General features: G+C 73.2%; 13 protein-coding genes. 10 read left to right on the top strand and 3 right to left on the bottom strand.

The window, feature by feature from the left end; all coding sequences use genetic code 11:
* Window positions 1–207 precede the first annotated feature (207 nt).
* The 6 genes from ACN27G_RS21445 to ACN27G_RS21420 all read left to right on the top strand — a co-directional run bounded on the left by ACN27G_RS21445 (window position 208) and on the right by ACN27G_RS21420 (window position 18,785).
* Window positions 208–10,032, top strand: coding sequence for a LamG-like jellyroll fold domain-containing protein (locus ACN27G_RS21445; RefSeq protein WP_421494563.1), 9,825 nt, complete (start codon window positions 208–210; stop codon window positions 10,030–10,032).
* Window positions 10,032–10,538 (top strand): hypothetical protein, encoded by a 507-nt coding sequence (locus ACN27G_RS21440; protein WP_421494562.1) that lies wholly within the window; start codon window positions 10,032–10,034, stop codon window positions 10,536–10,538. The genes ACN27G_RS21445 and ACN27G_RS21440 overlap by 1 nt, the downstream gene beginning before the upstream one ends.
* Window positions 10,539–10,667: 129 nt before the next feature.
* Window positions 10,668–12,956, top strand: coding sequence for a hypothetical protein (locus tag ACN27G_RS21435; protein WP_421494561.1), 2,289 nt, complete (start codon window positions 10,668–10,670; stop codon window positions 12,954–12,956).
* 217 nt (window positions 12,957–13,173) lie between these two features.
* Window positions 13,174–15,795 (top strand): hypothetical protein, encoded by a 2,622-nt coding sequence (locus ACN27G_RS21430; RefSeq protein WP_421494560.1) that lies wholly within the window; start codon window positions 13,174–13,176, stop codon window positions 15,793–15,795.
* Window positions 15,796–16,059: 264 nt separating this feature from the next.
* Window positions 16,060–17,508, top strand: coding sequence for a polyprenol phosphomannose-dependent alpha 1,6 mannosyltransferase MptB (gene mptB / locus ACN27G_RS21425; protein ID WP_421494559.1), 1,449 nt, complete (start codon window positions 16,060–16,062; stop codon window positions 17,506–17,508).
* Window positions 17,505–18,785 carry a glycosyltransferase 87 family protein gene (locus ACN27G_RS21420; protein WP_421494558.1) on the top strand — a complete coding sequence of 427 codons (1,281 nt, stop codon included), beginning with the start codon at window positions 17,505–17,507 and terminating at the stop codon, window positions 18,783–18,785. The genes mptB and ACN27G_RS21420 overlap by 4 nt, the downstream gene beginning before the upstream one ends.
* On the opposite strand, the gene ACN27G_RS21415 is transcribed toward ACN27G_RS21420, so the two are convergent.
* The gene (locus tag ACN27G_RS21415) at window positions 18,671–19,030 is read right to left on the bottom strand and encodes a hypothetical protein (RefSeq protein WP_421494557.1); all 360 of its coding nucleotides are present in this window, start codon (window positions 19,028–19,030) and stop codon (window positions 18,671–18,673) included. The two genes, ACN27G_RS21420 and ACN27G_RS21415, sit on opposite strands and share 115 nt — an antisense overlap.
* A 170-nt stretch (window positions 19,031–19,200) precedes the next feature.
* Between ACN27G_RS21415 and ACN27G_RS21410 the strand changes: the two genes are divergently transcribed.
* Window positions 19,201–19,674: a hypothetical protein gene (locus ACN27G_RS21410; RefSeq protein ID WP_421494556.1), complete on the top strand. Its 474-nt coding sequence runs from the start codon at window positions 19,201–19,203 to the stop codon at window positions 19,672–19,674.
* Between the two features lie 191 nt (window positions 19,675–19,865).
* Here the strand turns inward: ACN27G_RS21410 and ACN27G_RS21405 are convergent, their stop codons facing one another.
* Window positions 19,866–20,579, bottom strand: a complete 714-nt coding sequence (locus ACN27G_RS21405; protein ID WP_421494555.1) for a C39 family peptidase — start codon at window positions 20,577–20,579, stop codon at window positions 19,866–19,868.
* A gap of 436 nt (window positions 20,580–21,015) precedes the next feature.
* On the opposite strand from ACN27G_RS21405, the gene ACN27G_RS21400 reads away from it, so the two are divergent.
* Together ACN27G_RS21400 and ACN27G_RS21395 are read left to right on the top strand one after the other, a co-directional pair.
* Complete coding sequence (locus tag ACN27G_RS21400; RefSeq protein ID WP_421494554.1) at window positions 21,016–22,104, top strand: S-(hydroxymethyl)mycothiol dehydrogenase; 1,089 nt, start codon at window positions 21,016–21,018, stop codon at window positions 22,102–22,104.
* Window positions 22,104–22,733: an MBL fold metallo-hydrolase gene (locus tag ACN27G_RS21395; RefSeq protein ID WP_421494553.1), complete on the top strand. Its 630-nt coding sequence runs from the start codon at window positions 22,104–22,106 to the stop codon at window positions 22,731–22,733. Before ACN27G_RS21400 ends, ACN27G_RS21395 begins: the two co-directional genes overlap by 1 nt.
* 60 nt (window positions 22,734–22,793) lie before the next feature.
* On the opposite strand, the gene ACN27G_RS21390 is transcribed toward ACN27G_RS21395, so the two are convergent.
* Window positions 22,794–24,620 carry a copper resistance CopC/CopD family protein gene (locus ACN27G_RS21390; protein WP_421494552.1) on the bottom strand — a complete coding sequence of 609 codons (1,827 nt, stop codon included), beginning with the start codon at window positions 24,618–24,620 and terminating at the stop codon, window positions 22,794–22,796.
* A 90-nt stretch (window positions 24,621–24,710) separates the two neighbouring features.
* Between ACN27G_RS21390 and ACN27G_RS21385 the strand changes: the two genes are divergently transcribed.
* Entirely contained in the window at window positions 24,711–26,738 is a 2,028-nt protein-coding gene (locus tag ACN27G_RS21385) for a prolyl oligopeptidase family serine peptidase (protein ID WP_421494551.1), read from the top strand.
* Window positions 26,739–26,756 lie beyond the last annotated feature (18 nt).

Here is a 26,756-nt window from a genome sequence, read left to right as displayed (position 1 = left end):
CTGGTTAGAGTCCGGAACCAGCGGCTCGACGAGGCAGCTGCTGGTGGCGCCCCTGCGCCGCCGGTGCTGGCCCGGCGACCGCCCAGGTCCACTCCGCTTCCGTCCCGCCGTCCGGACCCAGTGCCGGCAGGCCGGCCGGTGACCGCGTGGGCCCGGTGATGGCGGACGCGGGCGCCCGACCCGCGACTGAGCACGGGGGAGTGCACCATGTACGGGGGCTGGGGCGTGCGCGCCCGTCGACGGTTCGACCATCGCCGCGGCATCCGGCGCGGCCCGTGGCAGTTGGCGTGGCGGGCCACCGCGCTCGCGCTCTGCGTGCTGCTCGGGGCGCATTCCGCGCAGCCCGGCACCACGGCGGCACTCTCCCACCCGCCGTACGAGTCCGCCGCCGGTGGCGGCGGCCACCGGGGGAGGGACGCGCCGAAGCAGCGCTGGGGCTCGGCGGCCGGTCAGGCGCACACCGTCGACGGTCGGCGCAACACCACCGTGCCGCAGTCACTGCGCAACCGGTATCCGTTGCGGGCCGAGCGGGCCGCTCCGGTGGCGACGCCCAATCCGGCCGCGGTGGTCGACCCGCCGGCGGCGCCGGCGCCGCGCTTCGACCCGCAGGCCAGCCGGGAACTCCCCACCGAGCGGGACGCCCACCACCGCACCTACCGCAACCCGGACGGGACCGCGACGACGGAGTTCTCCACCGACCCGATCAACTACCGCAGTGCCGCCGGAGGCTGGGCGCCGATCGACAGCACACTCGTCCGCTCGGGCACCGGCTGGCGCAATGCGGCCGACTCGGTGGACCTGCGACTGGCCGACCGGGCGGACGCCGCCGAACTGGTCCGGGTCGGCCTCGACGGGGGGCACGCGCTCGGCTACGGGCTGGCCGGCGCCCGCGCCTCGGCCGCCACCGTGGACGGCGCCACCGCCACCTACCGGAACGTGCTGCCCCAGACCGACCTGGAGCTGGTCAGCCAGGCGGGCGGGGTCAAGGAGACCCTGGTGCTGCGGTCGGCGTCGGCCCCGCGCGCCTTCCTCTTCCCGCTCCGTCTCACCGGGCTGACCCCACGGCTTGTCGACGGCGAGGTGCGGCTGGTCGACGGCGCCGGAACGGTCCGCGCGGTGATCCCGGCCGGGTTCATGACCGATGCCGCGGCCACCCCGGCACTCTCCACAGGGGTCGACTACCGGTTGGTGACCGTCTCCGGCGGCCCGGCCCTGGAGATCGTCGCCGACGACGCGTGGTTGCGCGACCCGGCGCGGGTGTTCCCGGTCCGGCTCGACCCGTCCGTGGAGCCGGCCGGCGCGGACGACTCGATGGTGGTGCAGGGCGGTTCGTCCCGCTCCGGCGCCTCCGAACTCCTGGCCGGCAACCTGGGCGGCAACGCCGCGTCGTACCTGCGGTTCGACGGGCTTAACAGCCGGCTGCGGTACCACACGATCTACGGCGCGCAGCTGCAGATCGTCAACTACGACGCGCCCTCCTGCTCGCCCCGGCGTCTGAGCGTGCACGAGGTGACCCAGGCGTGGACCGGCCCCGGCGGCCACTCCTACCCGGGGCCGTCGGTCGGGTCCGCACTGGCCAGCCAGTCCTTCGCCTACGGCCACATCCAGACCGGCCAGTCGCAGTCGAGGTGCCCGGCCAGGGGGACACTCTTCGACCTCGGCAACACCGGCCGGCGGATGGTGCAGGGCTGGGTCGACGGCACCCGGGCCAACAACGGCCTGTCGCTGCGCGCCCCGGCCGGCGACAGTTCGGCGTGGAAGCGGATCGCCGGGAGCGGCACCGCCAACCGGCCCCGGCTCTACGTCACGCACAGTCCGTACAACGCCTCCTACACGATCCCGAATCCGGTGCCCGAGCCACCGGTGCTGCAGAACCAGGCCGGCAAGGTCAGGGTGACGGTGACCAACCGGGGCGCCGAGGCGTGGACCAGCGCCAACTACTACCTCGCCTACCGGGCGTACAACGCCGCCACCGGTGCGGCCGTGACCCAGCAGCGCACGGCGAACCTGCCCGGCACGCTGGCCCGCGGTGCCACGGTCACCCTCGACGCGACCATCAGGGCGCTGCCGCCGGGTCGGTACTTCCTCGACTTCACCATGGTCCGGACCGGCGGAATCGTCTTCACCGACGAGCAGGTGCCGCCCGGCCGGATCGTGCTGGAGGTCTTCGACATCGCCCCGGTGGTGCAGGAGCTGCACCCCCCGAACGGCTATCAGACGCCCACCCTGACCCCGCAGCTCTGGGCCCGCGCCGTCGACATCGACGCACCGCCCGGCTCCAGCCTGCGCTTCAAGTTCGAGTACTGCGAGCGCACCGACGCCGGAACCAACGTCAACTGCGCCAACTCCGGATTCCTGACCAGTCAGGCGTGGACGGTGCCGGCCGGCCGGCTCGCCTGGACCAGGACCTACGTCTGGCGGACCGTCGTCGCCGACGCCGGCAACGAGGTCACCTCCGACTGGTCCACCCTGCTCACCGCCGTACCCCAACCGGAGATCACCTCACGGGTGGCCGCCGCGCCGTACGGCAGCTCCGAACGCGAGTTCGACCCGCAGGTCGGCAACTTCAGCACCGCCGCGTTGGACGCCTCGGTCACCACCGTCGGCCCCGACCTGCGCGTGGTCCGCACCTACAACAGCCTGGACCCGCGCCGCGACCTCAGTTTCGGCGCCGGCTGGGTGACCGTGTACGACATGCGGCTGGTGCCCGACGACGACGGCTCCGGCAACGTGGTGGTCACCTACCCCGACGGGCAGCAGGTCCGGTTCGGCCGTAACCCGGACGGCACCTTCGCGGCCCCGCAGGGGCGGGCCGCCTCGCTGGTCCTCTCCGGCAGCACGTACACCCTCGCCGACCGGGCCGGGATGAGCTACCAGTTCTCCGGCACCGGCCGGCTCACGAGAATCTCCGACGCCGCCGCCCGCGCCGTCGTGCTCAGCTACGACCCCGGCACCGGCCGGCTCGCCAGGGCACACGTCTCCAACAGCCAGACCAACACCGCCGGCCGGGCACTGCACTTCACCTGGACCGGCGGGCACGTCACGTCGGTGCGGACCGACCTGGTCGGTGGCACCGCACCGACCTGGAACTACACCTACACCGGCGATCTGCTGACCCGGGTCTGCGCACCCGGCGACGTCTGCACGGCCTACCAGTACACCGCCGGCTCGCACTACCGGGCCGCCGTGCTGGACAGCCGGCCCGAGTCGTACTGGCGGCTCGGCGAGACGCAGGGCAGCGCCGCCGGCAGCGAGATCGCCGTCAACCTCGGCAGGGACGCGGCGACCGCCCGCAACCTCACCCTCGGCGCGGCGGGGGCGCTGCCCGGCACCGACAACACCGGGGCCACCTTCAACGGCACCACGTCGGTGCTGGAACTGCCCAAGGGCACCCTGAAGAAGAACCGCGACGCCGCCGTCGAGGTGTGGTTCAAGATGTCCGGCGTGCAGACCGGCGGCCCGCTGGTCGGCTACCAGAACGCGGCGCTGGGCAGCGTCTCGTCCGCCGGGGTGCCGCTGCTCTACGTCGGCACCGACGGGCGGCTGCGCGGGCAGTTCCGCACCGGCACCATCGCCCCGATCACGTCGACGGGCCTGGTCAACGACAACCGGTGGCACCACGTGGTGCTCTCGGCGATGGGCGGCACCCAGACGCTCTACCTCGACGGCCGGGTCGCGGGCACCCTCACCGCCCCCATCGACCACGCCAACCAGACCGTCAACCAGGTCGGCGCGGCGTACGCCAGCACGCCGTCGTCCTGGCCGGCGTGGGGCGCGACCGCGCAGCGGCACTTCTCCGGCACCATCGACGAGGTCGCCGTCTACGCCCACCCGCTCGGCCCGGCGGCGGTGACCGCCCACCACCAGCTCGGCACCACCGACGCCGACCAGCTCAGCCAGGTCACCCTGCCCAGCGGCAAGATCGCCGCCGAGGCGACGTACGACGTGACGCTGAACCGGATCAGCGAGTACACCGACCGCAACGGCGGCACCTGGCGCATCGGCGCCCCGGCGGTCTACGGCGGTGACACCGACCTGCGCCGCTCCATCCAGGTCCTCGACCCGGCCGGCCGCCCCCACCTCTACGAGTACGACGCACTCGCCGGCCGGATGCTGCGGTCCGGCTCGCCGCTCGGCATCGGCGTACGCGAGGAGGACCAGCCCGGCTACCGGACCCCGTCGCCGACCCCGTCGCCGACCCCGACCGAGCTGTGCAACAGCCCCGACCCGGGTGACCCGCGGTTCTGCACGGTCATCCCGGGCAGCTCCGGCGGGCCGGTGTTCGTCGGCCACACCCTCGACGGCATGGCGATCCGGTCGTTCTCCTACGACGACCGCGGTTTCCAGAACGTCGTCACCAACGAGAACGGCGACGCCGTCACCCTCGGCTACGACGACCGGGGCAACGTGATCTCGCGCAGGACGTGCCGGACGTCGACCCAGTGCTTCACCACCTACTCCACGTACCCCACGGTGACCAACCCGCTGGACCCGCGCAACGACCTGCCCACCGAGGTCCGCGACGGCCGCTCGGCGGGCGCCACCGACCCCAACTACCGCACGTCGATGAGCTACCACCCGACCGGGCAGCTGTCCACCCAGACCGGCCCGGACGGTGCGACGGTGCGGCACACCTACACCACCGGCGGTGAGGCGGCGGTCGGCGGCGGGGCCACGCCGCCCGCCCTGGTGCGCACCACCACCGACCCGCGTGGCGCGGTGACCCGCTACGACTACCACGCCAACGGTGACCTCGCCCGGGTCACCGAGCCGTCCGGGCTGGTCACCTCGTTCGGCTACGACGCGCTCGGCCGGCGCATCTCGGAAACCGAGGTCTCCGACACCTTCCCGGAGGGCGTCACCACCAGCTTCAGCTACGACGCGCTGTCCCGGCTGAGGACGGTCACCGGCCCGGTCACCACCGACGCGGTCAGCGGGGTGCGGCACCAGAGCCGGACCACCAACGACTACGACGCCGACGGCAACGTGATCCGCACCGAGCTGCGCGACGTGCTCACCGAGGACCCGCCCCGGGTCAGCGGCTACGAGTACGACGAGCACAACCGGCTGGCCCGCAGCGTCGACGCCGAGGGGGCCGAGACCTCGTTCGGCTACGACCGGTTCGGTAACCGGACCTCCATGGTGGACGCCAACGGCAACCACTACGAATACGCCTTCACCTCCCGCAACACGATCGCCGAGGTGCGGCTGCGGGACTGGCGCGGCGATCCCGAGGGCAGCCCCGCCCCGGCCACCGGCGACTACCTGGTGCTCAACTCGTACGCCTACGACCACGCCGGTCGGATGGTGCGGCAGACCGACGCGATGGGGCAGCGGCTGGAGTACACCTACTACCGGGACGACCTGCCGGAGAAGGTCATCCTCAAGGGGTTCCGTAACCCCGGCGGCAGCACCCGCGACTACGTGATCGAGGCCAACACCTACGACGGCGCGGGCAACGTGATCCGGCAGGAGAGCGCCAACGGGCAGCTGGTCACCCAGCACGTGGTCAACCGGGCGGGCCGGGTGGAGAGCACGACGCTGGACCCGACCGGGGTGTCCCGGCGTACCAGCTACGTCTACGACGCGGCCGGCAACGTCACCCGTACCACCTGGTCGGGGCAGGCGGCGAACGTGCCGTGGGCGATGCCGACCAGCGGGCAGACCGTCGAATACCGCTACGACGCGGCCGGCAACCGGGACCGCGAGACGGTCGTCGGCAACGGCACGAACCTCGTCACCAGCTACCGCCACGACCAGCGGGGTCTGGTCACCGCCGTCACCGATCCGCGGGGCAACGTGAGCGGCGCGAACCCGGCCGACCACACCAGCACCGTCCGCCACGACGAGCTGGAGCGGCAGGTCAGCTCGACCGGGCCGGCGGTGGCCGCCGAGAGTGACGGCGGCGCCCCGCAGACGGTCAACCCGACCGAGACCGTCGGCTACAACGCCTTCGGCGAGGTGGTGGCGGTCAGGGACCGGCTCGGGAACGTCAGCCGGCAGGCCCACGACCGGCTCGGCCGGGTGGTGAGCGCGAGCGCGCCGAGCTACACGCCGGTCGGTGGGGTGGCCGCGAACCCGACCACGCTGACCCGCTACGACGCCGTCGGCAACGTCACCGAGGTCGTCGATCCGCGGGGCAACGCCACCCGTTACGGTCACGACCAGCTCAACCGGGTCACCGTCCGGGACGCGCCGGGGAGCACCAACGACGAGCGGGCGCTGTGGCGCTACACGTACACCCGTACCGGTGAGATGCTCTCGGTCACCGACCCGTCCGGGGCGCGGACCGAGACCACCTACGACGACCTGGACCGGCCGGTCACGGTGACCGAGGTGGAGCGGCGGCCGGTCGCCGACACCTTCACCACCCGGCACACCTACGACGACGCCGGCAACCTGGTCGAGTCCGTCTCGCCGGGCGGGTCCGTCAGCAGGCTGGCCTACAACAAGGTCGGCGAACTGCTGCGCAGCACCACCCCGGCCGGGGTGGTCACCGAGTACGGCTACGACCTGCACGGCCGGCAGGTGCGGATGACCGACGGGCTCGGCCGCACCTCCCGGGTGGACTTCGACGTGCTGGGTCGGGTGGCCGCCGAGTCCGACCTCTCCCCGGCCGGCAACACCCTGCGGACCCAGAGCTACGGCTACGACGCCGCCGGCAACCTGACCTCCGCCACCGACGCCCAGCAGCGGGTCACCAGCTACGCGTACGACGCGCGCAGCCTGCTGGTCCGGCAGGTCGAACCGGTCGCCGACGGCAGGCAGCTCACCACCAGCTTCGGCTACGACGCCGCCGGCAACCGCACCCGTTACACCGACGGGCGGGGCAACGCCACCATCTACACGGTGAACAGCCTCGGCCTGCCGGCGACGGTGGTCGAGCCGGCCACCGCGGCCCATCCGGCAGCCGCCGACCGGACCTGGAGCATGTCGTACGACCTGGCCGGCAACCCGGAGCACCTGCGGTCGCCCGGCGACGTCGTCCGGACCCGCGAATACGACGCGGCCGGGCGGCTGACCCGGGAGGCCGGTTCCGGGGCCGGGCAGCCCGAGCGGCGTCTCGGCTACGACCTGACGGGCCGGCTCGTCTCCGCGCAGGCGCCGACCGGCACCGACACCTTCACCTACAACGACCGGGGCGGGGTGCTCAGCTCGGCCGGTCCGGCCGGCGCGGCGAGTTTCGGTTACGACGACGACGGCCGGGTCACCACCCGCACCGACCCGGCCGGCACCGCCCACTACGCCTACCGGAACGCTCGGCTGCACACCCTCACCGACGCGGTCACCGGCACGACCCAGACGCTCGGCTACGACGCCGCGGGCGCGGTGAAGACCGTCGACTACGGTTCCGGGCGGGTCCGTGGCTACGGCTACGACGACTTCGGTCGGGTCTCCTCGGACGTGCTGCGCAACAGCGGCGGCGCCGAGGTGGCCTCGATCCGCTACGAGTACGACGTGGACGACCGGCTGACCCGCAAGACCACCGCCGGCACGGCCGGCGCGGCCGACAACCGGTACGGCTACGACTGGGCCGGCCGGATCACCTCCTGGACCGCCGGGGACGAGACCACGGAGTACGCCTGGGACGACTCCGGCAACCGGATCCGGGCCGGCGGCAGGACCGCCAGCTACGACGCCCGGAACCGGCTGCTGACCGACGGCGACCACACCTACGCCTGGACCGCGCGCGGCACCCTGGCCGGCAGGACCAGTTCCGGACACACCGAGACGTACTCCTTCGACGCCTTCGACCGGCTGACGGAGGCCGACGGGCAGCACTACACCTACGACAGCCTGGACCGGCTCGCCCAGCGCGACGGCGCCGCGTTCCGCTACGCCGGCCTCGGCGACGAGGTGGTCAGCGACGGCACCGAGACCTACGCCCGCGGGCCGGGTGGCGAACTGCTCGCCGTCGCCGACGGGACCCGGGAACGGATCGCCCTCGCCGACGAGCACGGCGACGTGGTCGGCGGCTTCGATCCGGCCGACCCGGCGCTGCCCGCCCTTGCCGACTCCACCGCCTACGACCCGTTCGGGCAGCGGATCGCCACCGCCGGCGAGGAGAGCAACCTCGGCTTCCAGGGCGACTGGACGGACCCGGCCACCGACCAGGTCAACATGGGCGCCCGCTGGTACGACCCGGCGACCGGCACCTTCGACTCCCGGGACTCGGTGACCTACGGCGCCGGTGAGTCGATCCTGGCCAACCGGTACACGTACGGCGCGGGCGACCCGCTGGCCAACAGTGACCCGGACGGCCACTGGCCCTCCTGCGGCTGGTGCAAGAAGGCCGTCAGCAAGGTCTCGGGCGCCGTCTCCAGCGCCTGGCGGGCCACCAAGTCGGCGGTCTCCTACGCGGCCTCGTACGCGTACTCGGCGGCTCGGACCGCCTGGAACTACACCGTTTCCGCGGTCAAGTACGTCGCCAGCAAGGTCACCTCGGCCGCGAAGTGGGTCTACAACAAGGCCAGGACCGCCGTGACGTGGGTGGCGAAAAAGGTCGTCTCGGCTGCCCGCTGGGTGGCGAGCAAGGCGTCCGCCGCCGTGTCGTGGGCCAGGGAACGGGCGGCGGCCATGAAACGCGCGGCGGTCGCCGCCGCGCACCGGGTGACCAACGCCGCCAAGGCCGCGGTGCGGTACGCGATCAAGCACAACCCGCTGCCGGCGATCGCCGCCGCCCTCAAGCCGGTCTACTCGGGCCTGAAGTCGGTGGTCTCCACGGTGGCCAGCCTGCCGGCCAAGGTCGTCTCCACGGTCCGCAACGTGGTGCACGACGTGGCGAAGTCGGTGCAGGTGGTCTACCAGAAGGCGGTCGAGGCCGCCGGCACGGTGGTGCAGGCGGTCTCCACCGCCGCCGCCGCGGTCTCCGAGTTCGTGCAGGAGCACGCCGCCACCATCGCCGGGATCGCCGCCGGTGCCGTCGTCGGCATCGGCTGTGGGGTGGCGATCGGCTGGACCGGGGTCGGCGCGGTCGCCTGCGGCGCGCTGGCCGGCGCGGTCGGCTCGATCGTGCACGACCTGGTCGAGGGCGGGCACTCCTGGAAGGAGATGGCCGGCAACGCCCTCTTCGGCGGCGTGATCGGCGGGCTGACCGGTGGCCTCGGCTCGGTCGCCGGCGCCGCGATCGGCTCCGGGGTACGCGCCCTGTCCGGCGGTGCCCGCTCGGCACTGCAGTCGGCCGGCTCGGCGGCTCGTGGCGAGGTCGCCAACATCGCCAGCGGCCGGGTGGGTGGGCTCGTCGGCCGGGCGCGTGGTGCCTGCAACAGCTTCGCCCCCGGCACCGCCGTGCTGATGGCCGACGGCTCCAGCAAACCGATCGAGCAGGTGCGGGTCGGCGAGAAGGTGATCGCCACCGACCCGACCACCGGACGGACCGAGGCGCGCGAGGTCACCGACCTGATCTCCGGCCAGGGTGAGAAGTCGATGGTCGAGGTGACCGTCGACGTCGACGGCGCGGCCGGTGACCGGACCGGCACACTGACGGCGACGGACGGGCACCCGTTCTGGGTGGCGGGTCCGGACCGGTGGGTGACGGCGGAGAAGCTGACCGTCGGCGCGATGCTGCGTACCGCCGCCGGCACCTTCGTCCAAATCACCGGGATCAAGCGGTGGACGGCGCAGGGACAGCGGGCGCACAACCTGACCGTGGACGGACTGCACACGTACCACGTGGTGGCCGGCGGCGCCCCGGTCCTGGTCCACAACGACGTCTGCCGCCTCTCCTCGGTCGGCAAACCGGGCGACGTGGTCGTGCTCGGCAACATCGAGGACACCAAGGTTGCCAAGACCTGGGCGGGGCACCTCGTGCTCGATGATCCGAACTGGACACCCGCCGGTAACATGCAATGGATAGAGGACGTGGCCGACGCGGGTCGAGAGGTCTACCTGGCGACACCGATACGGTTCAACACGCTGTGGGACTCGACGAACGTCCGGCACCGCGTCTTCCGACTCGAAATCGACGCGCTCGTGAAACGCGGATACGAATTCGTGGACGACACGAGAATGGTTCCGGGAAGGAAACCGTGATGGTGAGACAGGTCAAGCTTGAGGATGCCCTTCGCTTCCATCCGCGTGAGCAGTATCTCACCAGGCCGATGCCGACGGATCGGGACGAACAGATCACCAGGCTTCTCGGGGCGCTACGTGACGAGAGGGCGATCGCCGTCGCTGCCGGTTCGGTGGCAGCGCTGGGAGATACGGTGCTGAGCCCGTACGTCCAGCGTGCCGCGGCGCTGGCGGTCCGTCATGCGGCGCCGAGGTACCTGCGGGCGGGGCTGCGGGCGGCGGCCCTGCTGGCGGCCGACGGGGACCCTCGCGACGTGGTCGTGGTGCTCGCGCTGCTGTGGCGCAGCGCGGAGTTGTTGACGCTGGATCCAAGCTCGGAATTCGGTGCCGTCGCCCGCGAGATCGGACGGTACGGGGCACCGTTGACTGCGTTTGCCGCTCGGCCACCGGAAGCACGCACGATCCATGCCATGCGCTATGTCGAGGTGGGTGAGGGCGCCGATTTCCGCTATGAGTGCCGGTGGTGATCGGGTCGCTCGTGCTGTGTTGAGAAGATCCAACCAAATCACGGGGAGGAAACGTTGGACACGGCCAGATTGTCGGGTCGAGACCAGGCGGGACGAACATCCCGTAACCGGAAGGTCCTTGGCGCATTCGTGGCCTCGGTGCTCGCCGCCGCGGGTGTCGCCGTCGTACCGGCGGCGCCGGTCCTCGCCGATGCGGCGGGCAGGGGTGGGGACTTCGTCCCGGTGACCACCGCACAACTGCTCGACACCCGCAGCGGCGTCGGTGCCACGGCCGGCGCGCGCGGTCCGGGGAGCACCACCACGGTGCAGGTGCTCGGCCGGGCCGGGGTGCCGGCGTCCGGAGTCAGTGCGCTGCTGGTCGACGTCACCGCGGTCAATCCGACCGTGGCGACCTATTTCACGCTCTGGCCCGACGGGGTCGCCCGGCCCGCCGTCTCGGCGCTCAACGTGAAGGCCGGTGTGGTGCAGTCCAACAGCGCCGTGGTGCCGGTCGGCGCCAACGGCAAGATCAACTACTACAACCACAACGGCAGCACCCACATCGTCTCCGAGGTGCACGGCTACTTCCTGACCAACCCGACCACGGCCACGGGGCGGGGCGGGTTCGTGCCGGTCCCGCACACCCGGCTGGTGGACACCCGCAGCGGACTCGGCGCGCCGAAGGCGACCGTCGCGGCGGGCGGGAGCGTCACGGTGACGGTCGGCAACGGGGCGCCGATCCCGGCCGGCGCGTCGGCGGCGTTCGTCAACCTCACCGTGGTCGGGGCGACCCGGAGCAGCTACCTGACCGCCTACCCGGCCGGCGGCACGGCCGCCGGCAGCACCTTCGACTACCCGGTCGGCACCACCGCCCAGACCATGGCCGTCAAGCTGGGCACGGACGGCGGGATCGTCGTCCGCAACACCGGCGGGGCGGCCATCAACCTGCTGGTCGACGCGCACGGCTACTTCACCGCCGAGCCGACCCAGGGCGCCGGTTACCGCCCGGCGGTGAGCCGGCTACTCGACACGGCCGACACCCCGGTCCCGGCCGGCGGCAGCGTCGATGTCGCCGTCGGAGGCACCAACGGCCTGCCCACCCGCGACATCGCCGGCGCCGTGTTGAACCTGACGGTGGCGAACCCGGCGGGCGGCGGCCACCTCGTCGCCTGGCCGACCGGGCAGCCGGTGCCGACGACCAGCCTCAACAACTTCAACGCCGGGGAGAGCCGTTCCAGCGCCGTGGTGCTCCGGCCCGGAGCCGAGGGAAAGGTGACCGTCCGCAACCAGTCGTCCAGCCCGTTGCGGCTGATCGTGGACCTGCAGGGCTGGTTCGCCGACCCGCTGCCGACCGTGCCGATCGCCCAGTTCTCCCGCACCGTGGCCATGCAGGCCGCCCCCGGCGGCGCCGCGCTGCTCGGCACGCCGGAGTTCGCCTACGTGGACAACATCGGGCGGTTGTTCCACGGCCGGATGCCCGACCCGGACTCCCTGCACAACGTGCAGTGGACCGCGCTCTCCGACGGCCAGGCGTTCACCGGCCCGCCGGCGCTGGCCCAGCAGCCCGACGGCCGGATCCAGGTCGTGGCCCAGCACACCGACAGCAACGTGTGGTCCCGTAACCAGTCCGAACCCGGACTGTCCGGCTGGGCCGCATGGTCCCACCTCGGCGGCTCGATGGCCGGGCCCCCGACCGTGCAGCGGCTGCCCGACGGCACGCTCGTACAGTTCGCTGTCGACGTCGACGGCCGGCTCTGGCATCTGCCGCAGGACGCCGCCAACGGGGCGTACACGTCCTGGCGCAGCCTCGGCGCGAGCGGGCTGGTCGGCACCCCGGCCGTTGCCGTGCTGGAGAACGCGCTGCAACTGTTCGTCCCGGACGCCGCCGGTGCGCTGCGTACCGCGACCTACTACCCGGGTGGCACCCTGTCGGCCTGGACCGACCTGGGCGGTGCCGGCCTCACCGGCACACCGGCGGTCGTGGTCTACCCCGGCTTCCGGATGCGGGTCGTCGTCCGTTCCGCCGACGGCACCCTCGTCAGCAAGGCCCAGGACGGCAGCGGCACCTTCGCCGCCACCTGGGCGCCCGTGGGTGACCTGGTCGCGGCCGGCTCGCCGGCGGCGTTGCTGCATCCCGGCAACGGCCGGACCGAGGTCATCGCCCGCCGCGCCGACGGCACCATGCACGCGATCCGGGAAACCGCGCAGGGCTCCGGCGAGTGGGGGAGCTGGATCCAGGCCGCCCAGGGCGGATTCACCGCCACCACCGACCCGACCGTGCTGAGCTACCTCAACTCCGGCGGCCCGACCTACATCTTCGTGGCGCGGGACGCCGACAACGTGTTCCGCGTCTGGTACCCGCCCGGCGAATCCGCGCTACGTGACGAGACGGCCGAGCCCAGGTACGGCGGGCTGCGGCTGACCTCCCCGCCAGCCTGATCACGCCGGACGGGGGCTCGATCGGGCCACCCGGCAACGTACGTCTGATCGATCCGGTCGCCCGGCCCGGAGCGCCCGGCGCCCGGATCGATCCACCGGCAGCACGTCCCGCCGACACGTCGAGGAGTTGTACCGAATGGGAGACACCCGATCGCCGCGTACGCGGCCTCGCCCGACAACGACGACAGTCCCGCCACGGCGGTCCGATCAGGGCCGGATGCCCGCGGCGGCCTGCGCGGCGATGACGCTGGTGGCGGCGGTCGCCACGGTGGTCACCTCCGCCGCGCCGGCGAGCGCCGCGACCGGCTGTGCGGGCACCGACCCGTACACCCGCCGGGTGGTGACCCCGGCGAACGCCAGCGGCGGCGCGAACGTCGCCGGGGCGAGGTTCGGCGCCGCCGTGGTGACCGCGGACTTCAACAAGGACGGCTACGCCGACGTGGCCGTCGGCGCCCCTGGCGACACCATCGGCGGCGTCGCCTCCGGCACCGTCAGCGTCTTCCCCGGCTCCGCCTCCGGGCCGGGGGCCGGCGTCCGGTTGACCCAGACCAACCTCAACAACGCCGCCAACGAGGCCGGCGACCAGTTCGGCGCGACACTGGCCGCCGGGGACTTCAACAAGGACGGCTACCCCGACCTGGCCGTCGGCATCCCGGGCGAGGCGATCGGCACGATCAAGGCGGGCGCGCTCGGCGTCTTCTACGGCAAGGCCGCGGGGCTGACCACCGGCACCTGGTACGACCAGGAGGACAACGGTGGAAGCAACGAGGCCGGGGACCAGTTCGGCACGGCGCTGGCGGCCGGCGACTTCAACCGGGACGGCTTCGCCGACCTGGCCGTGGGCCTGCCCAACGAGGGCCCCGACGGCAGCAGCGTGCGCGGCGGGGACGTCGCCGTGTTCAAGGGCGCTGCCGGCGGCATCGCCTCCGGCTGGTGGGTGCACCAGTCGGACGTCGGCGGCGCCAACGAGGCCGGCGATCGGTTCGGCGCGGCGCTGGCGGCCGGCAACGTCACCGGCTCGGCCCACACCGACCTGGTGATCGGGGCGCCGGGGGAGGGGCCGGACACCTCACCGGCCAACAGCGGCGCGATCTATGTGATGCCGGGCGCCGCCGACGGTACCGGTACCGGCTTCGGGCGCAACCAGAACAACAACGGTGGGAGCAACGAGGCCGGCGACAATCTCGGCGCCGCCCTCGCCGTCGGCGACTTCGACGCCGACGGCTTCGCCGACATCGCCGCCGGCCTACCCGGCGAGGCACCGGGGGACGCCCCGGCCGCCGGGTCGGTCCTGGTCTATCCGGGTGCCTCGGCCAACCTCGGCACCGGCTACTGGCTCCAGCTCGGCGAGGGCGGCGAGACACTGGTTGCCGGTGACCGCTTCGGCGGGGCCCTGGCCACCGGCGACACCAACCAGGACGGTCACGACGACCTGCTGGTCGGGGTCGGCAACAAGTCGTACCCGGGAGTCTCCCGGGCCGGGGCGGCGGTGCTGTTCACCGGCCGCGCCCGGGTGGGTGACGCGACGCGGGCGTTGCGCCCGGCCCGACGAATCGTCCAGTCGGACCTCAACGCGGCCAACGAGACGAACGACGGCCTCGGCACGGCGGTCGCCCTCGGAGACGTCACCGGTGACGGCCGGGCCGACGGCGTGATCGGCGCGCCCGGGGAGGCCGGGGTCGGGCAGCCGGCGTCCGGGGCCACCGTGGTCCTCGGCACCCTGGTGCCGACGGCCGCGTCCGGGCTGCCGATAGCCCAGTTCTCGGCGACCACCGCCGGGCAGGCCACGCCGGTGCCGCCGGCCACGCTCGGCCCGGTGGACTACGCGTACGCCGACAACATCGGTCGGCTGCTGCACGGGCACCAGGCCGACCCGGACAGCGCCCTGTCGGTGCAGTGGACCGCGATCCATGGCCAGGCGGCGTTCACCGGCCGGCCGGCCCTCGCCGAGCAGGCCGACGGGCGGTTGCAGATCGCCGCTCTCAACGCCAGCGGTGACCTGTGGGTGCGGACCCAGGCCACCAGGAACCCGCCCGCCTGGGGCTCCTGGACGGACCTGGACGGGCCGGTCGGGTCACCGCCGGTGCTGGCACGCCAGGCTGACGGGGCGCTGGTCATGTTCGCGGTCGACGCCGCGGGTGCGCTCTGGGCCCTGGCCCAGCAGGGCGCCAACGGCGCATACTCGGCGTGGCTCGGTCTCGGCGTCGGTGGCCTGACCGGACCGGTCGCCGCGGCCCCGGTCAGCGGCGGGGTGCAGATCTTCGCCCGGGACACCGCCGGGCAGCTCCGCACCATGCGGTACGCGGCCGGCGCCGTCACCGGGTGCGCGGCGATCGGTGACTCGACGATCACCGGCATCCCGGCGGTGGTGACCTATCCCGGCAACCGGCTGCGGGTCGTCGCCCGCGCGGTCGACGGCACCGTGGTCACGATGATGCAGGACAGCGGGGGCAACTTCCCGGCCACCTGGACCCCGGTCGGCGACTTCTCGGCGGACGGCCCGCCGGGGGCGCTGATCGACCCGGTGAGCGGCAAGATCCAGGTGGTCGCCCGGGGGAGCGATGGTGGCGTCTACGGTACCGGCGAGCTGACCCAGGGCTCCGGGACGTGGACCGACTGGACCCGGTTGACCTTTGTCGACGAGGTGGCAGCCACCGACCCGACCGTCTTCACCTTCACCGGTTTCAGCGGGCCGACCTGGGCCTTCGTGTTCCGTAACGGAGACAACCAGACCCGGGTCTACCAGCCGAGCTCGGCGGGGGCGCGGGGCGGGCGGGCCACCGGTTCCACCGGCGGACCGGCCTTCACCGGCCGTAGCCTGCCGGCACCGCCGGCCTGACCGGCGGCCAACGCCGCCGACCGCTGACCGGCGGCCAACAGCGCCGACCGGTTGCGGCGCGCGGCACGCGGGGAGACCCGGTGCCGCGCGCCGCACGCCGATGGCTGGCGGGAATCCGGTGCTTCCGGCGGCCGGGCCCCCGCACCGCCAGCGGCACCGCCAACGACACCCGCCGCGGTACCGGCGTTCGCGCGGCACCCCCGCGCCACCGGCGCATCACCGGACGGACGTCCTGCGGCAACGTGGTACAGGAATCCTTCCTGGGTGCTGAGACTGCCCGCGGTGCTCGCGTACCGCATCCTGGGCACCGCCGGGACGATGATCCTGGGGTGCGCCGGGCTGGCCGCCGGTGCGTTGCCGGTCGACCAGACCGGAGCGGCGCTCTGGCTGACCGACTGGCGACACTATCCGGGACCGGCACTGATCTGCGGATACGTCGGTCTCACCATGCTGGTGGCGGCCTGGTGGTGGGCGGGGCGCGATCTCCGGCGGCCCGGCGGCGCCGACGTGCGTGGCCTGCTGACCACCCTCGCCCTCTGGACCTGCCCGCTGCTGCTCGGCCCGCCCCTGTTCAGCCGGGACGTCTACAGCTATCTCGCGCAGGGCACGATGGTGCTGGCCGGTGCCGACGTCTACGAGCACGGGGTGTCGCGGTTCGGCGGGCCCTTCGCCGCCGAGGTGCCGCAGATGTGGCAGCAGACACCGGCGCCGTACGGGCCGGTCTTCCTCGGCCTGGCCGCCGTGGTCGCCGCCGTGGCCGGCACGACGGCGGCGGCCGGGGTGATCGGGATGCGCGTGGTGGCCCTGCTCGGCGTCGTCCTGCTGGCGATCTTCCTGCCCCGGTTGGCCCGGCACAGCGGGGTCGAGCCGGGCGCCGCGACCTGGCTCGGCGTGCTGAACCCGCTGGTGCCGCTGCACCTGGTCGCCGGGGCGCACAACGAGGCGGTGATGCTCGGGCTGCTGGTGGCCGGCCTCTGCCTCGCCTTCGAGCAGCGGTTCGCGCTGGCCACCGTCCTGGTGACGCTGGCCGCCCTGGTCAAGGCGCCCGCGGCGGCGGGGCTGCTGGTGGTCGTGGCGCTGGCCCGGCCGTACTGGGGAATCTGGTCCGCCACGCTGCGTACCGCCGGGCTCGCCGGCCTGACGGCGGTGGCCGCCACCGCCGCCACCGGCCTCGGCTACGGCTGGATCACCGCCCTCGGCACACCGTTCTACAAGCACAGCTGGTCGATCTCGAGCGCGCTCGGGCGCGCGTCGCACCGGCTGACCGAGGCGGCCGGGCTGGATCTCGGCACCGCGCCGATGCGGTTCTGGCTCTGGGCCGGGCTGCTCGCCGCCCTCGGCGGCATGGCCCTCGCCTGGTGGCACCGGCGCCGGCTCGGCCCGACGTACGTGCTCGGGCTGGCCCTGGCGGCGGTGGCGGTGCTCGGGCCGGCCACCCGGCCCTGGTACGTGCTCTGGGGCCTGGTCCTGATCGCCGCCGCCGCACCCCAGCGGCCGGTACGCCTGCTGGCCTCCCTGACCGCCGCCGGCGTCGCCTTCCTCACCCTGCCCAGCGGCTTCGGGCCGGATCCGGCACAGCTCGCCCTCGCCACGACCGGGGTGGCGCTCGGGATCGTCGCGGTCGGCTGCTTCGGGCTCGGTGTGCACGCGCTCTCGACGGTGCTGGCCGGCCCGGCCTGGAACGGCAGGGCGCTGGAGGGGACCACCCGATGACCGGACCTCCCCGGCCGTACGCCCGGATGTTCCTTCTCCTCGGCCTGGCCGGGGCGATCGCGGTCGCCATCGCGCTGCTCCCCGGGCACCGGGGCTGGTTCGACATCGGCGTCTACCACGGGGCGGTCAACCACTGGGTCCACGACGGTGGCCGGCTCTACGACTACGTCCGGCCCGGCACCGGCTACGGGTTCACCTATCCACCCTTCGCCGCGCTCTGCATGCTGCCGCTGGCGGTGCTGGACTGGCATCCGGCGATCGCCGTCAACGCCGCGGTCACCGGAGCGGCCGCCGCGTTCGTGCTGTGGCTCCTGGTCGATCCGATCGCCCGGCGGGAGGGCTGGCACCGGGGGTTCGGTTTCGCGTTCGCGGTGTGCCTCTTCGCGATGCTCGGGCCGGTGCGCGACACGGTCAGCTTCGGCCAGGTCAACCTGGTGCTGCTCGCCCTGGTCTACGCCGATCTCTGGCTGCTGGAGCGGGGTCACCGGCTCGCCGGTGTCGGCAGCGGCGTCGCCGCGGCCGTCAAGCTGACCCCGGCGATCTTCATCGGCTATCTCGTGGTGACCCGCCGCTGGCGGGCGGCGGGCACGGCGGCGGCCACGGCGGCCGTCGCCACCCTGCTGGCCTGGCTGGTGGCGCCGGAGGCCACCCGGACCTACTTCGGCCGGGCCGTCTGGGACACCGGCCGGGTCGGATCGTTGGAGTACGTCTCCAACCAGTCCCTGCTGGGGCTGGCGGCGCGCTGGAATCCGGAGCATCCGAACCGGCTCGCCTGGCTGGTGCTGGTCGCGGTGGTCCTGGTGGTCTGGGCGCACCGGACCCGGCAGGCGGTCCGGCGGGGTGACGAGCGCGCCGGATTCGCCCTGACCGGGATCGTCGCGTGCCTGGTCAGCCCGGTCACCTGGGTGCACCATCTGGTCTGGCTGGTGCCCGCGCTGGTGGTCCTCGCCGACTCCACCCTCGCCCGGCGCGCCGAACGCGCCGAGTGCCCCGAGGATCCGCGCCCACCCTGGCGGTGGCTCCGGCTCCGGCTGTGGCTGTGGCAGTGGCGCGCGCCGGCCGCCGCGTACCTCCTGCTCTGTGGCAGCGTCGTCTGGCTCTGGTCCGGGGACCACGGCGGCGTCGGGTTCTCCGCCGTCGTCGGCTTCCTCGGGTCGAACAGCTACGTCCTGCTCTCGCTCGCCATGCTGCTGTTCCTGCCGCTGACCACCTCCGGCGGCACCGCCCCGGCGGGCCGGGAGCCGGAGCGGCCGCGCAGCGCCCGCACGCCGAGGTAGAGGAACGGGAGCAGGAGGAGCAGGTCGGCCACGTGCGCGACCGCCGCCTCCCGGCTGATCCGGCTCAACGGAAACGCCAGCGCACCCAGACAGAGCAGTACGCCGACCGCCACCCCGCCGACGGTCGCGAAGACGGTCAGCGGCAGCGCCACCGCCATCCGGTACGCGGTGACTGCCCCGGTGAGCGCCACTATCCCGACGTCCACCGCCCGGCGCCCCGTCCCGGCCACCGCCCAGCGACTCATGCCGCCACTGTATTGAGCCGGGTGCCCTGGCACGTACCACGAAGGCGGTAGTCCGCCGGCCCGCCGCGCCGCGCGGGGAGACCGCGCCGGCCGGGTTCCGGGGTTGACCCTCGACATCCTCGAGGCCCGAGCATCGTCGGCGTACCGGCCGGCGGCAGGGGGAGTGGACGATGGTGCAGGAAACCGACGAGACGATGGGGAGCATCGCAGAGGCGGTCGAGTGGGGTCGGGCCGGGCGCACCGGGCCGGCCAGGGAGCGGCTCACCGAGCTCTGGGCTGTGATCGGCCCGACCGGTGATCCCTTCCACCGCTGCACGCTCGCGCACTACCTCGCCGACCTCCAGGACGATCCGGCCGAGGAACTCCGCTGGGACCTGCGGGCGCTGGAGGCGGCGGAGGCGCTGACCGACGAGCGGGCACAGCGGCACCACGCCGGCCTCGCGGTCGCGGCGTTCCGTCCGTCGTTGCAGCTCAACCTCGCCGAGGACTACCGCAAGCTCGGCCGGCCGGACCAGGCGCGCCGGCATCTGGCCCTCGCCCGGGAGAGCCTGCCGGTGCTCTCCGACGACCCGTACGGGCGGATGATCCGGGACGCGGTCGAGCGCCTCGGCGCCACGCTGGCGGCGACCGACCCGGCGAGCTGAGCCGGGGTGCCACCGCCTGCCCGTGGCCGGGGTCCGACGGGTCCGGGCATGGCGGGTTCGGGCATGGCGGGTCCGGGCATGGCGGGTCCGGGCATGGCGAAAGGGCCGGTCCCCGGATGGCGTTCCGGGGGCCGGCCCTTGTCGGGTGTGCGGTGTGCCCTGTGTGTGGTGTGCTGCGGTGTCGGGTCGGGTTATGCGGAGTAGCCGCGTTCGGCGGCCCAGTTGGCCAGGGCGATGGTGCTCATCCAGTACTCGGCCTGGTCCGGGTTGGCCGGGTCGGCGATCTTGACCTTGCGGCCGTGGTCGTCGTACCCGACAACGGTCAGGTAGTGCCCACCGGCGTACGAGTGCGACATCCCGTCGAGGTCGGTGCCGGTGCCCTTGATGTTCATCACGACCGGACGCTTACCGTCGATGGCGTGCACGATGTCGACCTGGAGCCGGTCCATCTGCTCCGGCGTGACCGTCGGGTCCGGGATCGCCACGGTCCGGTAGCCCTTACCACCGGTGGTGTTGAGGACCCGGGTGGTGTCCTCGGCCGAGTTCGTGCCGGCCTCGGTCGTGCCGAGCCTGCCGGCGACCTCGTCCTGGGTCGGGGTGTGGCCCTGCGCGGTCAGCGCGATCCGGGTCGCCGCCGGAGCGCAGTAGTAGCCGTTCTCCTGCGCCTTGTACTGGTAGTCCAGGACCTTCGACGGGCTGCCCTTGTCGATGTCCCGCATGTCCACGCCCCGCCCGTCGGTGGTGACCGCGGCCGAGGTCGGCGACATCGCCGGTGTCGGGGTGTCCACGGCGATCGCCGGAGCGGCGAGCGCGCCACCGGCCACGGCGAGGCCGGCGATACCCAGCGCGGTCCTGCGGATCGGGGTCTCGGTGATGGCCGGAAGCCATCGGCTGACGAACGTCATGATGGTCTGCCTTCCATTCCGGGGATGAGACACACCACCACACACCCACCAAAGGTGGGGACCGGTGACGGTGTGCCGAACGAAACACAGAGACCGCAGCGACGGGGCCTGCTGCTGCGGTCGTACGCCGGTTACAACGACCCCCGGCCCCCGGATGTTCCGCCGACCCGACCCCACCCACCAGCCGATCATGACCGAAAACCCGACACCCGACCACAGACCGGGACGCCGTCTCCGGGGTCGGCGGCGGGTCCTCGAACCAGCGGGTCGGCCATCGCCTTACGGGGTCACTCTGTGGCACATTCGTCACCGACGCCCCGGCCGTCGCGAGCCACCACCGACCGTGCCGTTCCGGATGGCGGGTGAGCCAGGTCAGCACAGCGGAGGGCCGTGACATGCTACGGCGGATCGGTATCGAGATCTTGAAGGAGGCGGCGTGAGCCAGGAAGTGCGTGGGGTCATCGCCAGGGTCAAGGGTGCGCCGGTCGAACTGGCCACCGTCGTCGTACCGGATCCCGGCCCCGGTGAGGCGGTGGTGCGGGTGCAGGCCTGCGGGGTCTGCCACACCGACCTGCACTACCGGGAGGGCGGCATCAACGACGACTTCCCGTTCCTGCTCGGCCACGAGGCCGCCGGGATCGTGGAGCAGGTCGGTGCCGGGGTGACCGACGTCGAGCCGGGCGACTTCGTCGTACTCAACTGGCGGGCCGTCTGCGGCACCTGCCGGGCCTGCCGGCGCGGCCGGCCGTGGTACTGCTTCGCCACCCACAACGCGGCGCAGAAGATGACCCTCACCGACGGCACCGAACTCTCCCCGGCGCTCGGTATCGGCGCGTTCGTGGAGAAGACCCTCGTACACGCGGGACAGTGCACCAGGATCGACCCGGCGGCCCGACCGGCCGCCGTCGGGCTGCTCGGCTGCGGGGTGATGGCCGGCCTCGGCGCGGCGATGAACACCGGCGGCGTCACCCGGGGCGACTCGGTCGCGGTCATCGGCTGCGGCGGCGTCGGCGACGGTGCGGTGGCCGGCGCGGCGCTGGCCGGCGCGACCACGATCATCGCGGTCGACACCGACCCCCGGAAACTGGAGTGGGCCCGCGGCTTCGGCGCGACGCACACCGTCAACGCCCGGGAGACCGACCCGGTGGAGGCGATCCGGGAGGCGACCGGCGGTTTCGGGGCGGACGTGGTGATCGAGGCGGTCGGCCGGCCGGAGACCTGGAAGCAGGCCTTCTACGCCCGGGACCTGGCCGGCACCGTCGTACTGGTCGGGGTGCCGACGCCGGAGATGAAGGTGCCCGACCTGCCGCTGATCGACGTCTTCGGCCGGGGCGGGGCGCTCAAGTCGAGCTGGTACGGCGACTGCCTGCCCGACCGGGACTTCCCGATGCTGACCTCCCTCTACCTCCAGGGCCGGCTCGACCTGGACGCCTTCGTCACCGAGGAGATCGCCCTCGACCAGGTCGAGGAGGCGTTCGGCAAGATGCACCACGGCGACGTGCTGCGGTCGGTGGTGATCCTCTGATGGCGGCCCGGATCGACCAGACCGTCACCTCGGGCACCTTCTCACTGGACGGCCAGACCTTCGACGTCGACAACAACGTCTGGGTCGTCGGCGACGACGCCGAGTGCGTGGTGATCGACGCGCCGCACGACATCGACGCGATCCTGGCGGCGGTCGGCGGCCGGCGCGTACTGGCCATCCTGGCCACGCACGCGCACGACGACCACGTACGGGTCGCACCGGCGCTGGCCGGGGCGACCGGCTCCCGGGTACTGCTGCATCCGGCCGACCGGGTGCTCTGGGACATGGTGCATCCGGACCTGCCGCCGGACGGTGAGCTGCGGGACGGGCAGTCGATCGAGGTGGCCGGTACCGCGTTGCGTGTGCTGCACACCCCGGGGCACAGCCCGGGAGCCTGCTCGTTCCACGCCCCCGACCTCGGCGCGGTCTTCACCGGCGACACCCTGTTCCAGGGCGGGCCGGGGGCGACCGGGCGATCGTTCAGCGACTTCGGCACCATCGTCGACTCGATCCGCCGGCGGCTGCTGAGCCTGCCGCCCGCGACGGTGGTACATACCGGCCACGGCGCGGACACCACGATCGGCGCCGAGGCCCCCCACCTCGACGACTGGCTCGCCCGCGGCCACTGAGGTGTAAGGAAGGGCCCCCGCTACAACAGAAAACGATAAGCGGGGGCCCTTCCTTACACGTCAGCGCACCTGGACGGTGGTGCGCACGGTGGCCTGGTCGATCTCGGAGGTGCGGATGGTGAAGCGCAGCTGCCACTCGCCGGGGATGGGAAAGTTGATCGCGCCGACCGCGTGGTGCGGCTCGATGCCGAGCATCGGGGTGGAGGTCGGTTCGACGCCCTTCGCCGGCAGCGAGGCGGTAAGCGTCCACTCCACCGCCGGCAGCGGCCTGCCCTCCGGGGTGTAGACGTAGGCGTGCACGGTGTTGTTCGGCCCGAGCTGCACCGGGTAGATGTCGAACTGGAGGGTGTAGAGCGGCGAGTTGAGTGTCTGGGCGAAGGTGTCCGAGGCGGCGATCTCGGCCTCGATCCCGGCGTTGCGGCCCGGGGTGGTCTGCACCAGCACGGCGCTGATGCCGAGCACCACCAGGCCGACCAGCACTTCGATGCCGACCGCTCGGCGTAACCGGCGCCGCCCGACCGCCGCCGCTGCCGGACCGCCGCCGCCGTTCCCGGGAGTCGCGGACGCGGGCGGGCCGGACGAGGGCAGGGTGGACGAGGGGGGTGCCGTGGCGCCGGCCGGCACCAGCACGCCGGCCCGCGCGGAGGCGGGTGCCGCGTCGGTGGCGGGTGCCGTGACCGCCCGGCGGCGGACCAGGCGTCGGGCGTACGCGGCGGTGCCGAGCAGCACCGCGAGCAGGCCCACCTTGGCCAGTACGAGCCGCCCGTAGCCGGTGCCGACGAGTGCGGCCGGTGTGCCGATCTCGATCACCGCCTGTACCGCCCCGCCGGCGACCAGCCAGAGCACGGCGAGCCCGGCCCAGCGGGACCAGACCGGCAGGATGACGGTGAGCGCCCGGGGATGGGCGGCCCGGAGGGGGAAGCAGAGCAGCGTCACCAGCCCGCCGAGCCAGACCGACATCGCGGCCAGGTGCACCACGCTGGCGATACCGCTGGCCGGCGGGACCGGGGAGGCGGCGGCGTGCCCGGCGAGCGGCCAGGTGGCGAGGCCGGCCGCCGCGAGCGCGACCAGCAGCCCGGCCCGGAGCCGGCCGGCCCGACCCGCCAGCACCGGTGGCAGCACGGCGGCGACCAGCAGCAGGATGCCGAGCCTGGCGGCGAGGGCCAGCCCGAGGTCCGAGCCGAGCACCTGGCGTAGCTCGGTGCCGGAGACGTCGAGGAGCCCGGCGCCGCTGGTGTACGGCGCCTGCGCCCAGAGCCCGGCCAGGGTGCCGGTCGCGACCAGCCCCAGGCCGACCCGGACCAGCCGGACCGCGCCCGTGCGGGGGAGCCGGGGTGGCCAGAGCAGCCCGAGCAGCAGCGTCGGGCCGATCACCAGGACCAGTCCGGCGTACCCGAGGTATCTGGTCGCCGGCACCGCGACCTGGACGTCCGGGCGTACCGTCTGGTCGGCCGGCTCGGGCGGGCTGGCCGAGGCGGCGCCGACGGAGAAGGTGTAGCTCCCGGCCACCGGGTGACTGTCGGCGGAGATCACCCGGTAGCTGACCAGGTAGGTGCCGAGCGGCCGGTCGGCGACCCGGATCGGGATCCGGAGCGTGGCGTCCCGCACGGTGGGGTCCCCGTTGTTGATCCGCTTGCCGTCCGGGGCGAGCACCTGCGCACGACCGGGCACCAGCGCCACCGGTTCGCTGAAGGTGATCGTCACCTCGGTGGGCGAGGAGCCGAGTACGGACCGCTGCTGCGGCACGGTGGCGACGATCGCGGCGTGCGCGGCCGCCGGTCGTGCCGGGGCGGCGAGCAGCACGGCCAGGCCGGCGAGGAGCAGCAGGACCGCCAGTACGGCCCGGACCGGTGCCGCCGACGTGGGTCGGAGTCGGGAACGTTCCACCCTTGTTAAATCGTTTATCGGCGCCGGGCGGTTCAATCCACCATCCGACGCAGCGGCAACTGTGTTCATCTCATGTGGTAGGAACCCTGGGTGTCCCCGGATCTCGACGACGAATTCCGCTGGCTCGAAGCGCTCTCCGATCCCGAGGTGACGGCCTGGGTGCGGGCCCGCAACGCGGAGACCCGTGACGCGCTCGCCGACGACCCCTCCTTCGCCACGCTCACCGCCGAGCTGCGTCAGGTGCTGGATGCCGCGGACCGGGTGCCATTCGTGCATTGGGACGGAACATACCTCTACAACCTCTGGAAGGACGAGGCCCACCCCCGGGGGCTCTGGCGGCGTACCACGCTCGACGAGTACCGCCGGCCGGAGCCGGGCTGGGAGATCCTGCTCGACGTCGACGCGCTCGCCGCCGCCGAGGGCGAGCCGTGGACCTGGCAGGGCGCGGTCGTGCAGCGCCCAGGGCACCGGCGCTGCCTGATCCGGCTCGCCCGGGGCGGCTCCGACGCGAGCGTGGTGCGCGAGTTCGACCTGACCCGGCGGGACTTCGTCCCGGACGGCTTCACCCTGCCGGAGGCGAAGAGCGACGTCGGCTGGATCGACGCCGACCACATCTATGTCGGCACCGACTTCGGTCCCGGGTCGCTGACCGCCTCCGGCTATCCCCGGATCGTCAAGCGCTGGCGGCGCGGTACGCCACTGGCCGAGGCGACCACCGTCTACCAGGGCCGGGACGACGACGTCGCCGTGTACGCGGTGCACGATCCCACTCCGGGCTTCGTCCGCGACTTCCTCGGCCGCCGGGTGGACTTCTTCCGCCGGGAGGAGTTCCTGCGCACCGACGACGGCGACCTGGTCCGGATCGACGTGCCGGAGGACGCCGAGACCGACGTACACCGGGAGTGGCTGCTGGTCGAGCTCCGTTCGGAGTGGACGGTCGCCGGCCGGACGTACCCGGCCGGAGCGGTCCTGGTCACCAGGCTGGACCGGTTTCTCGCCGGGGAGCGCGACCTGACGGTGGTCTTCGCGCCGGGCCCGGACAGCGCACTCGGCCAGCACGCCTGGACCCGGGAGCACCTGATCCTCAGCAGCCTGGTCGACGTGCGGAGCCGGACCGAGGTGCTCACCCCGGGTGATGAGGGCTGGCGGCGTCGGCCGCTCGCGCTCGACGGACCGGGGGAGGAGCGGCACGTCGTGATCGTCGACACGAACCCGGAGCACAGCGACGAGTACCTGCTCGCCAGCACCGGCTTCCTGGCACCGACCGCGCTGCACCACGGCACCGTGGGCGGGCCGGTCGAGACGCTGAAGCGGGACCCGGCGTTCTTCGACCCGGCCGGGATGACGGTACGGCAGCTCTTCGCCCGCTCGGCCGACGGCACCCGGGTGCCGTACTTCCTGGTGAGCCCGGCGGGCGAGCCGACCGGGCCGACCCTGCTGACCGGCTACGGCGGCTTCGAGATGGCCTGGACACCGGCCTACAGCGGGATCATCGGGCGGGGTTGGCTGGCCCGGGGCGGGACGTACGTGGTCGCCAACATCCGGGGTGGTGGCGAGTACGGACCGCGCTGGCACCGGGCCGCGCTGCGGGAGAACCGTCCCCGGGCGTACGAGGACTTCGCCGCCGTGGCGACCGACCTGGTCGACCGGGGCATCACCGTGCCGGCGCGGCTCGGCATCGAGGGCGGCAGCAACGGCGGGCTGCTGATGGGGGCGATGCTGACCCGGTTTCCGGAGCTGTTCGGCGCGGTGGTGGCCCGGGTGCCGCTCTTCGACATGCGCCGCTACCACCTGCTGCTCGCCGGTGCCTCCTGGATGGCCGAGTACGGCAACCCGGACGACGAGGCCGACTGGGCGTTCCTGCGCGAATACTCGCCGTACCACAACGTCCGGCCCGGCCGGTCGTACCCGCCGGTCCTCTTCGTCACCTCGTCCCGGGACGACCGGGTGCATCCCGGGCACGCCCGCAAGATGGCCGCCCGGATGCGTGGGTACGGCTACGACGTCTCCTACTACGAGAACATCGAGGGCGGCCACGGTGCCGCCGCCGACAACGCACAACTGGCCTTCAAGTGGGCGCTGATGCTGCGCTTCCTCTGGCAGCGGCTGGGCGCCTGACAGAGCCTCACCCGGATC

The sequence above is a fragment of the Plantactinospora sp. WMMB334 genome, assembly GCF_049179095.1.
Classification (GTDB): domain Bacteria; phylum Actinomycetota; class Actinomycetes; order Mycobacteriales; family Micromonosporaceae; genus Plantactinospora.
Note: the sequence above shows the minus strand (reverse complement) of the source record. Positions and strands in the feature narration are given on the sequence as shown.